The organism is Agrobacterium sp. fls2-241-TYG-188a (assembly GCF_030209845.1).
In genome coordinates, this window is record NZ_JARVRD010000011.1 from 42040 (window position 1) to 53650 (window position 11611).

At 56.3% G+C, this 11611-nt stretch carries 13 protein-coding genes; 8 read left to right on the forward strand and 5 right to left on the reverse strand.

The features are described from left to right. Positions 1–2: 2 nt before the first annotated feature. Positions 3–776, reverse strand: a complete 774-nt coding sequence (locus tag QRN85_RS23675; protein ID WP_062588696.1) for a DUF3108 domain-containing protein — start codon at positions 774–776, stop codon at positions 3–5. A gap of 252 nt (positions 777–1028) precedes the next feature. On the opposite strand from QRN85_RS23675, the gene rpmB reads away from it, so the two are divergent. The 8 genes from rpmB (at position 1029) to QRN85_RS23715 (ending at position 6974) form a co-directional block, all read left to right on the forward strand. Next, positions 1029–1319, forward strand: a complete 291-nt coding sequence (gene rpmB / locus QRN85_RS23680) for a 50S ribosomal protein L28 (RefSeq protein WP_062588694.1) — start codon at positions 1029–1031, stop codon at positions 1317–1319. A gap of 106 nt (positions 1320–1425) precedes the next feature. Further along, positions 1426–2076 carry a queuosine precursor transporter gene (locus tag QRN85_RS23685; RefSeq protein ID WP_113094076.1) on the forward strand — a complete coding sequence of 217 codons (651 nt, stop codon included), beginning with the start codon at positions 1426–1428 and terminating at the stop codon, positions 2074–2076. 177 nt (positions 2077–2253) lie between these two features. Further along, the gene (locus tag QRN85_RS23690; protein WP_062588690.1) at positions 2254–2688 is read left to right on the forward strand and encodes a helix-turn-helix domain-containing protein; all 435 of its coding nucleotides are present in this window, start codon (positions 2254–2256) and stop codon (positions 2686–2688) included. Positions 2689–3539: 851 nt separating this feature from the next. Next, positions 3540–4505, forward strand: coding sequence for a tetratricopeptide repeat protein (locus QRN85_RS23695; RefSeq protein ID WP_284760392.1), 966 nt, complete (start codon positions 3540–3542; stop codon positions 4503–4505). A gap of 12 nt (positions 4506–4517) precedes the next feature. Next, positions 4518–4742: a hypothetical protein gene (locus QRN85_RS23700; RefSeq protein ID WP_062588686.1), complete on the forward strand. Its 225-nt coding sequence runs from the start codon at positions 4518–4520 to the stop codon at positions 4740–4742. A 2-nt stretch (positions 4743–4744) separates the two neighbouring features. Next, on the forward strand, positions 4745–5923 hold the full coding sequence (locus QRN85_RS23705; RefSeq protein WP_113094078.1) for a YcaO-like family protein: 1179 nt from the start codon (positions 4745–4747) through the stop codon (positions 5921–5923). Then, positions 5923–6612 carry a TfuA-like protein gene (locus QRN85_RS23710; protein ID WP_113094079.1) on the forward strand — a complete coding sequence of 230 codons (690 nt, stop codon included), beginning with the start codon at positions 5923–5925 and terminating at the stop codon, positions 6610–6612. Before QRN85_RS23705 ends, QRN85_RS23710 begins: the two co-directional genes overlap by 1 nt. A gap of 125 nt (positions 6613–6737) precedes the next feature. Further along, entirely contained in the window at positions 6738–6974 is a 237-nt protein-coding gene (locus QRN85_RS23715) for a hypothetical protein (RefSeq protein ID WP_062588681.1), read from the forward strand. Between the two features lie 63 nt (positions 6975–7037). Here QRN85_RS23715 and mmsB read toward each other — a convergent pair whose 3' ends face one another. Genes mmsB through QRN85_RS23735 form a run of 4 tightly spaced genes read right to left on the reverse strand, consistent with a single transcriptional unit; the run spans position 7038 to position 11611 of the window. Further along, the gene (gene mmsB / locus QRN85_RS23720) at positions 7038–7916 is read right to left on the reverse strand and encodes a 3-hydroxyisobutyrate dehydrogenase (protein ID WP_113094080.1); all 879 of its coding nucleotides are present in this window, start codon (positions 7914–7916) and stop codon (positions 7038–7040) included. 29 nt (positions 7917–7945) lie between these two features. After that, positions 7946–9343 (reverse strand): dihydrolipoyl dehydrogenase, encoded by a 1398-nt coding sequence (gene lpdA / locus QRN85_RS23725; protein ID WP_113094081.1) that lies wholly within the window; start codon positions 9341–9343, stop codon positions 7946–7948. 7 nt (positions 9344–9350) lie between these two features. Then, on the reverse strand, positions 9351–10595 hold the full coding sequence (locus QRN85_RS23730; protein ID WP_112963040.1) for a dihydrolipoamide acetyltransferase family protein: 1245 nt from the start codon (positions 10593–10595) through the stop codon (positions 9351–9353). Between the two features lie 2 nt (positions 10596–10597). Further along, entirely contained in the window at positions 10598–11611 is a 1014-nt protein-coding gene (locus tag QRN85_RS23735; protein WP_062588675.1) for an alpha-ketoacid dehydrogenase subunit beta, read from the reverse strand.

Consider the following 11611-nt stretch of genomic DNA (forward strand, 5'->3'; position numbering starts at 1 on the left):
CGCTAGCCACCATATTTGGTTGCCGTGATGTAGACCTGGCCCACCTTGGTCGGAATGCGCGCATAGACCGGCGCATACACATCCATGTTATTGGCCTTGGCGAACCAGATTTCCATGGAAATGGATTTCAGATACTCGATGTCCTTGCGTCCTTTGCGGAAGCCGGATTTGGGCACGTAGCGCGCGTTGCACACAATCGCATCGCCAGTAAATCCGTTGGTGGCGAAGGGTTTGGTACCGCCTGAGCTCAAGACCAGATCCAGCCGCGACTCGCCGTCATAGATTGGCAGCCGACTGGGGCAGATACGACCGCCTACCGGGAAGATCAGGCCAGAGATGGGGTCAAGGACCGAACGCAGGTCCCGATCCTTCACATCCACCCAATTGTCCGGGCGCGACTTCGGCTCAGGCTTTACGGTCGTGGACGTGACGTTGCCGTTTCGATACTGCACATCATAGGTCCGCGTCTTCTTGCCGTCCTTGTAGACGAGTGAATACTCGTTCGCCTGCAGACGATTGCCACGCTTGGCGCCGGACACAATCGTCTTGCCTGAGATGTCCTTCAGCACGCTGGCTATTCCCGCCGAGCTGAAAGAACCCGATATCGAGTAGGTCGAGCCTTCCATGCGAGTCGAGAAATTAGCCCTCGCGATGGGCAGAAGGCCCAGATTGATGCTGTATTCACTATCGTGCTGCGATTCTGCTGCAAAGGCCGGGGAAAGACTTCCCAGCGTAAGAGCGATACCTGCGAAAAACCTTTGTGCTATGACGTTCATTGCGTTAACACCTCGACGGACAGGAAATGCCGTCCACTGCCGCGATGATATACGCCGAGTTATGGCAATAAAAAAGCGGAGTAACGTGGAAAACCGGCGAAATCGCTCACAAAAAAGAGCGGGCGGCTTGACTGCAAGTTCCTGTCTGACTATAGAACCGCAACTTTCCAATCATTGCCAGTTGGATTGCTCACCGGATTTTGCCGGGTAGCGGGCCACTGGTGAAACAGACGATAACAAATAGGTGTACCCATGTCCCGTGTATGCGAATTGACCGGCAAGGGCGTCCAGACGGGCAATAACGTCAGCCACGCCAACAACAGAACCAAGCGCCGGTTCCTCCCGAACCTGTGCCAGGTAACGTTGATTTCTGATTCCCTCGGCCAGCGCTTCCGTCTGCGCGTTTCTGCAGCTGCTCTGCGCTCCGTTGAGCATCGCGGCGGTCTCGACGCGTTCCTACTGAAGTCCAGCGAGAATGATCTCTCGATGCGCGCACGTCTGCTGCGTCGTCAGATCGCAAAGAAGACTGTTGAAGCCGCTTAATCGCTGCTACAACAACATGCACTTTCGAAAGGCTTGACTGGCAATTGCCGCTCAAGCCTTTCGCTTGTTTTTGGCTCTAACTGGTGGCATCACCCAGGATAAAAAAATGCCCTACCTCCGCTCTACACTGGCCTATATTGGCCTGATGACCCTCATCGTCGTCGCATCGAACATTCTCGTTCAGCATCCACTCGCTGGCACATTGTTCGGCATCAATCTTGGCGATCTTCTGACATGGGGTGCATTCACCTATCCCGTCGCGTTCCTCATCACAGATCTGACCAACCGGCAATTCGGTCCGGCCGTCGCCCGAAGGGTTGTTCTGGCAGGCTTCGTCGTTGGTGTGACGCTTTCCTTCTGGACGTCCATTCCAAGGATCGCGATTGCCTCGGGAACGGCTTATCTGATCGGCCAGCTGCTGGATATCTTCGTTTTCAATCGGCTGCGTCGTCAAACCTGGTGGCAGGCCCCGTTGGCGGGATCGATGCTCGGCTCGGTCGTCGATACCGCCCTTTTCTTCTCCTTGGCCTTCGCAGCATCTTTCAGCGTTCTTGGCGCCAATGATCCATTCGCTATCGAACATGCGCCAATTTTCGGCATTTTCACCAGCGAAGCGCCGCGTTGGGTGTCCTGGGCACTGGGTGACCTGTCGGTCAAGGTATTCGTGGGTTTTGTGCTGCTGCTGCCATACGGCGCCTTGATGAACATACTGCAACCAATCCCGCCTGCAGCTATTCAGCGTCAGGCGCGACGGTAAAGTCTATCTGCAGAGTCGGACATTTAACTTGTAAAGTTGAAATGAACGAGTTGGCAGCTTCTGCCCAATATTAAGCTACATCTCGAATTTATCTGTATTTTCTTTGTCGACCAGTTGCGATCAAGAAAATTTCTGGCAATCATACGTAGAGTTCACGTCCCAGGGGGCATCCGCATCATGAAGAAATCACCCAATTCGACCGACATACATGTAGGGTCGCGCATTCGTATGCGTCGCGTCATGCTTGGCTTGAGCCAGGAAAAGCTCGGAGACGGGCTGGGAATCACTTTCCAGCAGGTCCAGAAATACGAAAAAGGCACGAACAGGGTCGGCGCCAGCCGTCTCCAGCACATCTCCGAGTTGCTGGACGTTCATATCTCCTACTTCTTCGAAGGAGGTCCAGAAGCCTCCGAAGACAGAGCGCTCGCTGCTCCGAGCGTCCTGTCGCAATTCATGAACTCGAAAGAGGGTGTGTTGCTTGCAAGGGCATTTTCGGCCATCGAAGACGCCCGTGTACGACGCCGCGTGCTTGAGCTCGTTCAATCGCTCGGCAACAGCAGCGCCGTCGAGACGCAGAAGGACGCCGAAGCCTCCGCCTCTAGCGCGCACTGATCGACATGCCACTGCGACTGGCAACACTGGGTAGATGCAATCTCGAGGACGAAAACGGCAACGTTATAAACGTTCCTTCCCAGTCCTTGCTGATTTGCGCGTATCTGTACGATGTGGGAAAACCGGTCGCACGACGCGATATCGCCAAGCTCCTGTGGCCGGGAAACCGTGACGCTGCGGCCACGAATCTGCGCTCGACTCTGCGTCGTTTCGCGCAGGCGACTCAAGAGATTGCGGCGCCTATCATCTCGGTTGAAGCCATGAGCCTCTCGTTGAACAGGGAGGTTCTGCATTGCGATCTCGAGTTCAACGGTCTTGCGTCGCCACTGGAACGTTTTCAAGCGGCCTGCAGTGCGGTCGCCATGCAATTTCTTCCCTCACTCGGGGGCGGAAAGACTGCTCTGGATACCTGGGCCAGAGATGTTCGCCTTCGACTTCTAAGTGGTCTTCGAGGGCAATTCCTGGCGTTGGCGGTAGACCCCGTTTTAAGGCCACAGGCCAATGCCGACCTCAGGCGGGCTGCGGTCCTTCTGCTGGAAGCCGACCCTCAAGATCATGAAATCAGGAACCTGCTATCAGCCGAACTGGGAACAAAAAAGTCCGGTGAAGCGGTTCCCGCAGTCGTCGCCAGTTCTGCGCCAGCCGCCGCTGGAAGGAATGATGTAAACCATTCCACGCAGCCCCGTATCGCGCTTCTTCCGCCGCACACGTCGAAAGAGGCGAGCCGGGAGGGATCGGTCGCAAACGCGCTGATCGAAGACCTGACGATTGGACTTTGCAGCAGTCGTTTTGTCTCGGTGGTGGCACCATATACTTCGGAGCGAATACAGGCATCGAAAGACAAGGCTTCCGTGCTGGAGAAGCACAATGTCGTTTATGCACTCGACAGCCGGCGAAACGAAACCCATCTCTTCGTACAACTGATTTTCACGCCAACCGAAGAGGTCATCTGGGCAGAGCGCTTCGAGCTTTCGCCTGTCTCAATTGCTTCACACCGCACTACTATTGCTCAGGCCATTCAAAACCAACTGATGTCTCGAATTGGATCGCATCAAAGCGCCGTGGGTGATTTCTCGCGAAGACCTGAAGCCTATTTTCTCTATCTCAAGGGATTGCAATCCCTTTCCAGCATCAGCCTGCCCGGAACCCGCCGCGCAAGGAAATATTTCAAAGAGGCCCTGGACCACGGCAACGACCTGCCAGAAGCGCTGGCGGGCATGTCACGTACACTTACCATGGAGTGGATACTGACAGCGCGAGGAGACGACGATCTGCTCAAGAAAGCCGAGTATTTTGCGGACAACGCTATCAAGCAAAATGGTGGATCTGCCAGCGGCTTCAAGGAGCTCGGCGTAAGCCGTCTTTTCATGGGGCAAATCGACGAAAGCCTCGCCGCGCTGGCTGAGGCTGAAAGCCTGAGCCCGCAATATGCCGATGTCCTATGCAGCCATGCTGACAGCCTCATCCATAACAGTGACCCAAAGAGTGCGATCGTCAAGATCAAGCAAGCCATCTCTCTCAACCCGATATCGCCAGACATTTATTTCTGGACTGCGGCAGGAGCCAGTTACTTTCTCGAGGAATATCAGCAGGCACTGGATTACATTGGCCGCATGTCCAGCAAGCGCCTGGCCGCCCGTCTGGCTGCAGCATGTTGTGGGATGATGGGAGACATTGACAAAGCTCGCGTTTATCGAGCAAAGGTCTTCGAAGACAATCCAAGTTTTGATTTGGAGCGTTGGCTGGCGGTCGTTCCTCACAAAGAACCGTGGCAGACTGAAATGTATCGCGAAGGGCTCATAAGGGCCGGTTTTTAAAGGAAAGTATTAATGACACAGGCAGTTGTTTTTGGAGTTGAAGGCGAAAATGGTCTTTGGCTGGCGGATCTGAAGGCGGGAACCGTGACTGCTATCAAAGCTCCTCTGTCCGACGAGCTGGCGACTGCGGCATCTCTGCGCGCTTCGGGCGTAACACTGACCAAGGGTGTTAATCTGGCGATTGCGGTTTCGTCGACATCGCCTATTGCAACCGGCATCCACGAAGGCCAAGACTGATCTTGCAGCTCGACAATTATCGAGCGTGCTCTGCGGGCGAAACCTTTTCACGGGTTTCGCCTTTCCTGTCGCGGTTGGGCATTACGCGGCTTGCCCGACAGACCGGCCTGGATGATATCGGCATCGCCGTCTGGTGCGCATATGCTCCCAACGCCAAGGCCATCGTGATCGCCCAAGGAAAGGGTATCGATGACGAAGCAGCCAAGACATCGGCAGCGATGGAGGCAATTGAGCGGGCGGTTGCCACAAATCCCGCTTGCTTTTTGCGCGTTACAAGCCCGTTGATGCTCGAAAAAGAGGGGCAGACTGTCGATACGCTGGATTGCCTGCTTTTGTCTCACTCAAAGCCCCCAGCGCCAGACGAAGAATCAAGCTGGGTTCGCGGCACCCATCTCCTCGACGCTGACGCTGTTTGGCTTCCCTATGAGGCAATCCATCTCGACCGCACAGTGCCATCGTCCAGATACTGGCAATCATCCGACGGCCTTGCCTCGGGCAATACACGTGACGAAGCGGTCCTGCATGGCTTGCTGGAGCGTGTAGAGCGCGATGCCTTGACGCTGTGGCAGGTAACGCCCGCTGCCAAGCGATATAAAGGGGCAATAGACACCGCGGCAACTTGTGCCCCGGCACTGCGGGAAGCCCTGGACAAGATCACCGCTGCAGGTCTCGACATATCCCTATTCGACATTACGACGGATTTGGCGATACCTTGCGTCGTAGCGCTTCTCGGTCCCAGAGACCGGAGCTATCCACGATCCATACGCCATGTGGACATCACCATAGGTGCGGGCGCCTCGACCCTTCCCGAAATTGCCGCCATGAGAGCAATCACGGAAGCGGTGCAATCCAGAATGACGTTCATTGCCGGCGCCAGAGATGATCTTCTTCCGGAGATTTTTTCGCAGCCCGCAGATACCGCAACGCTGGAGGCGATGGATTCCATTGCCACAAGAGGCTTGAAGGATTTGCCGGTTCTCGGTTCGACATCCACCCAGCAATCGTTACAGGCCGTCCTTGGCAGGCTTCAGGAACGTGGCATCTGCGACCTATTCGCCGTCGATCTAGCCCCCGATTGGCTACCGGCCTCTGTCGTGAAAGTGGTCGCCCCTCAGTTGGAAAACCCGGATGGCGATCGGCATCGGCGGTTTGGCAGCCGCGCACTTTCCAAGGCTCTTTGATGAAAACTATCTTTGTTGGACCGAGCCTGCCAGACGCTCGAGATTATGCTGCCCCGGATATCGATTTTCGACCGCCCGCCTGCCAAGGAGACGTCATGCGTGCCTTAGCCGATGGAGCAACCGCCATTGGTATCATCGACGGACAGTTCGCAATGGCAGCGCCCGTGTGGCATAAGGAGCTCCTATACGCCCTTTCGAATAAGGTTCGCGTGTTTGGAGCCGCCAGCATGGGCGCCCTGCGTGCAGCAGAGTGCGCGGCCTTCGGAATGGTCGGCATCGGCAGGATCTTTGAGGATTTCGCTTCCTGCAAACGGGTAGACGATGCAGATGTGGCCTTGACCTATGGTCCAGCAGAGCTTGGTTATCCAGCCACAAGCCTTCCACTGGTGAATGTACAGGCCACCCTCGCCAGGATGCTCCAAAAGCAGATGGTGAACGCAACGGAGTACAACTTGCTCAATGACGCCGCTTGCCAAATATTCTTCAAACGCCGGACATGGAAAGCTATCGCCCAGGCGGCGAACATGGATTTCGACAGGCTGAAAGCGGTTGTGGACATTTGTTGGATCGACCAGAAGAGGCTCGATGCTCTGGAATTGATCCAGGCAATGCAAGGTGATCTGGCGCCAGCGGTCGACATGGAATGGCAATTCAACGCGACGCCGCTTTTCCGGAAAATGTATTACTAATTAAGCGCAACGCGAATGGTGTGCCGCATGATCAAGTTCTGCGTGTGCAACGGTTTTGCAACGCGCGAAATGGGATCGGTGCCGTTAGGGTGAATTTGTCGCAACAACATACGATGAGTTTACCGATGACTTCCATGAACACTGACGCCCAGATTAATGAACGCCAGGAGGACTTTCTCACTCTCATCAACATGCTGACTTACGCAGAAGGTGTCGCCGACTCCCTGGGAGCGCCTTCCGCCAGCTGGTATATCGACGTCGCAAAACAGGCTCTCAAGTCCGCACTGCAAAGCGAGATGGACGTTGACCTTTCAAATGTAGAAATCATCAATCTTGCCTCCGTTCGCGCAGGCCATTGCTGACACCACCTTTTTCAAAAAGAAATTTTTGCCGGGACAGGGATAACTTCCCTATCCCGGTTTCTATTATGCTTTGCCAAGCATCTGAATAATCGCGGAAAAGTCCTTCCCGCCTCCTCCCGTGTCCAGAAATCTTTGATAGAGCGCTGCCGCTTCCCTACCGAGCGGTGTTTCTGCACCGCTCATTCGCGCTGCGTCCTGTGCCAGAGACAGGTCTTTCAGCATCAGAGCCGCCGCAAACCCCGGGAGATAATCTCGATTGGCGGGTGAAGATGGAACGGGGCCTGGCACCGGGCAATAGCTGTTCAATGCCCAACATTGACCGGATGACACAGAGGCAACATCAAACAGGGATTGCTGAGAAAGCCCTAGCTTGTCGGCGAGAACAAAGGCTTCCGAGACGGCTATCATTGATATCCCAAGGATCATGTTGTTGCAGATTTTTGCCGCCTGCCCCAAGGACGGTCCTCCACAAAAGACGATCCGCCTGCCCATTGCCTGCAGCAACGGTTCTGCTCGGGCATAGCTTTCTGATTGCCCGCCGACCATGAATGTCAACGTGGCGGCCTGTGCACCCGCCGTTCCGCCGGAAACCGGAGCATCCAGTGAAGGACAGGCGTGGTTGCTGGCCAAGTCATGCGCTGAACGGGCGCTTTCGATATCGATCGTGGAGCAGTCGATCAACAACGTCCCGGCAGGGACAAGAGAGACCAGACTGCTCCAGACAGACAGCACATGGTTGCCGGCAGGCAGCATGGTGATGACGACATCGCATCCATCGACCGCATCTTCGAGCGAGTGGCAGGGTAGGACACCGCCTGCGGCTGCCTGTTCAAGCAGATCCGGCACCAGATCGAAGCCACGCACAATGTGCCCCGCTTTGACCAGATTTGCTGCCATCGGCGCACCCATGTGGCCGAGCCCGATAAATGCAATGGATGTCATTGTCGCCTCCTTCTGATGTCACCCTGCAACTAGCCGTGCAAACCATGGCCGAGCGCCTTGAACGAAGCTTCCTGAAATGCTTCGCCACGGGTGGGGTGGGCATGTATCGTTCCAGCGACGTCCTCTAGGCGAGCGCCCATCTCGATGGCGAGCGAAAAGGTGCTGGACAGCTCAGACACGCCCGCGCCTACGGCCTGAATGCCGAGGATCAGATGGTTATCCACACGAGAGACGACCCGCACGAAGCCTGCCTCATCCCCCATTGTCATGGCGCGACCGCTGGCGCTGAAAGGAAATTGCCCGACAGCAACGTCGATGCCCTGAGCGCGCGCTTCGGCAGGCGAAATTCCGGCACTGACGATCTCCGGATCGGTAAAACATACGGTGGGAATACAACGCTTGTCCCACATGCGTTTTTCACCGGCAATAATGTCTGCCACCATTTCACCCTGGGCAGAGGCACGGTGAGCCAGCATCGGCTCGCCCGTAATATCGCCTATTGCAAACACACCGCGCATGGAGGTGCGGCAGCGTTCATCGATACGGATGAAGCGCCCGGCCATATCAAGGCCAAGCTCCTCTAGACCAAAGCCTTCGGTTCGCGGCCTTCTTCCAACTGTAACCAGCACTTTGTCGACGGCTAGCGTTATGTCTTTGCCATCGCTGTCGGAAACAACCAGTGCAGAGGCGGTCGCGTCATATCTCCTTGCAACTGCATTGGTCAGGACCGTGATGTCCAATTCACCAAGTCGCTTTGCAACGGGCTTCACCAGGTCGGGGTCGTATTGTGGAAGAATTTGGGGCGTTGCCTCAGCGATGGTGACGCGTGATCCCATCTTGGCAAAGGCGGTGCCAAGCTCCAGCCCTATATAGCCGCCACCGACGATAGCCATGCTCTCAGGCACCTCGTCCAGCGAAAATACCTCTGCCGAAGACAGAACATTTCCCCCAAAGGGAAGATCAGGCAGTTCTACGGGTGCGGACCCCGTAGCAATGACGATGTTCTCCGCCCTGACAATCTGCGCGCCCGTTTCCGTTTCAACAAGTACGGTTTTGCCATCGCGAAACTGCGCGGTCCCCTCCAGCATCTTCACCTTGGCCTTTTGCAACAAGGCTGCGATGCCGTTGTTCAGGCGACCGACGATGCCGTTCTTCCAGGCCATTGTTTCACCGAGATCAAGGCTGGGCTGCTGTAGCCGGATGCCAAGCGGAGTGCGGCCCGCCGCCATCTGGCGAACCTTGTAAAACTCATCCCCGGCATGAATCAGCGCCTTGGACGGAATGCAGCCCACGTTCAGACATGTACCGCCGGATTTTTCCTGTTCGACAATGACGGTATCGATGCCCAACTGGCCAGCGCGGATGGCACAGACGTAACCGCCTGGACCTGCACCGATGATGAGAAGCTTGCAATATATCTCTTTCATGTCGGCCTCAGCTTTCAATGAAAATCAGGGCTGGCGTTTCAAGCAGTGCCTTGATGCGCTGGATGAAATTCGCAGCATCCCATCCGTCGATGATGCGGTGATCAAAGCTGGAAGAAAGGTTCATCATCTTGCGCGGTACGAACTGACTGCCATCCCAAACCGGTCGGACGACAATCTTGTTCACACCTATGATGGCGACCTCCGGGTGGTTGATCAGTGGCGTGGAAGCAATGCCGCCAAGCGCGCCAAGCGAACTGACGGTAATGGTGGAGCCGGAGAGTTCCTCCCGCTGCGCACTTCCTGTCCTTGCCGCCTCCGCCACCCGCGAAAGTTCGGCAGCACATTCCCAGATTCCTCGCTCTTCTGCGTGTCGAACGACAGGCACGATCAGACCAGCTCCCGTCTGTGTGGCGACGCCGATATGGACGGCGGCATGTCTGCTGATCACACCGGCAGCGTCGTCAAACGTCGCATTCATCGCAGGTTGCTCGGCCACCGTTTTGACAATTGCCTGCATGAGGAAGGGCAGGATCGTCAGCTTGGTCTGTTCTGGCCGACGTGCCGCATTCATCTTCGCGCGCAATTCCTCCAGATCGCTGACGTCAATTTCCTCGACATAGGTAATGTGGGGAATGCGGGATACGGAAAGAGCCATCTTTTCCGCGATCCTGCGCCTCAAACCGGTAATTTTGATCTCTTCGACTGCCGTCTTCCGATTGCGCCCGGATGGAGTTGGAGCACGGGTCCCTGCCGCCAGAAAAGTCTCGATATCATCATGCGTGATCCGCCCTGCAGGTCCGCTGCCAGCGAGCTGGCGCAGATCGATACCGGCGTCCAATGCCCGCCGCCGCACAGCCGGAGAGGCCAATGGCTTTTGCAGTGGCGCGTTTGGCGGCACTGACTGTAATGGCGGTGGCGCGGCCTGAACTTCGGGCTTTGGCACTTTGGCGACTTCTGAGGCAGCAGGCATCGTCACGTTAGCAGGCGTTTCGGCAGCCTCGCCACTGATTTCCTCTGTCTCGATGCGAACCAGCGGTGCCTTGACGGCAACGGTTTGCCCAACATCCACGGCAATCCATGTCACGGTTCCCGCCACAGGTGCGGGTATTTCAATGGTCGCCTTGTCCGTCATAACCGCCGCAAGAACCATGTCTTCCCGAACGACATCACCGGGCTTGACGTGCCATTCCACAAGTTCTGCCTCAGCGACGCCCTCACCCACATCAGGCATTTTCAGAACAAATTCGGCCATGGTCATGCCTCCATCAGTTCAAGCAGTGCCCGCCCGACACGGGCGGGGCCGGGGAAGTAGTCCCACTCCTGCGCATGGGGATAAGGCGTGTCCCATCCGGCAACCCGGATGATCGGGGCTTCAAGGTGATAGAAGCAGTGCTCCTGAACGAGTGAAACGACCTCCGCTCCAAAGCCGGAGGTCAGCGTTGCCTCATGTACCATGAGGCAACGGCCGGTCTTTGCAACAGATGCCACGATGGTATCGAGATCGAGTGGAAGCAGGCTGCGCAGATCGATCACCTCGGCGTCGATGCCCGTCTCTTCCGCTGCCGCCAAAGCCACATGCACCATTGTCCCATAGGCAATAATGGTAACCTGTGTACCTGGGCGGCGAATTTCTGCCTTGCCAATTGGAATGGTGTAGTGACCTTCCGGCACCTCGCCCAGATCATGTTTGGACCATGGCACGACAGGCCGATCATGATGACCATCAAACGGCCCGTTATAAAGCCGCTTCGGCTCCAGAAACATGACCGGATCGGGATCCTCTATGGCAGACATCAGCAATCCCTTGGCATCATAGGGATTGGACGGAACGATTACCTTCAGGCCGCAGACGTGGGTAAAAAGCGCCTCGGGGCTCTGGCTGTGCGTCTGTCCACCGAAAATACCACCGCCCGTCGGCATTCGGATAACGATGGGGCAGGTAAAATCACCATTTGAGCGGTAGCGGATACGGGCTGCTTCCTGCGTAATCTGGTCGTAAGCAGGGTACATGTAATCCGCGAACTGGATTTCGATGCATGGGCGCAAACCATAGGCGGCCATCCCGATTGCCGTCCCTACGATGCCGGACTCGCTGATGGGCGCGTCGAAGCAACGCGTGCGTCCGTACTTGGCCTGAAGCCCCTGCGTGGCGCGGAAGACGCCGCCAAAATAACCAACATCCTCGCCAAAAACCACGACATTCTCATCGCGTCCCATGGAAACGTCCATGGCACTGCGCACAGCTTCGATCATCGTCATTCTTGTCAT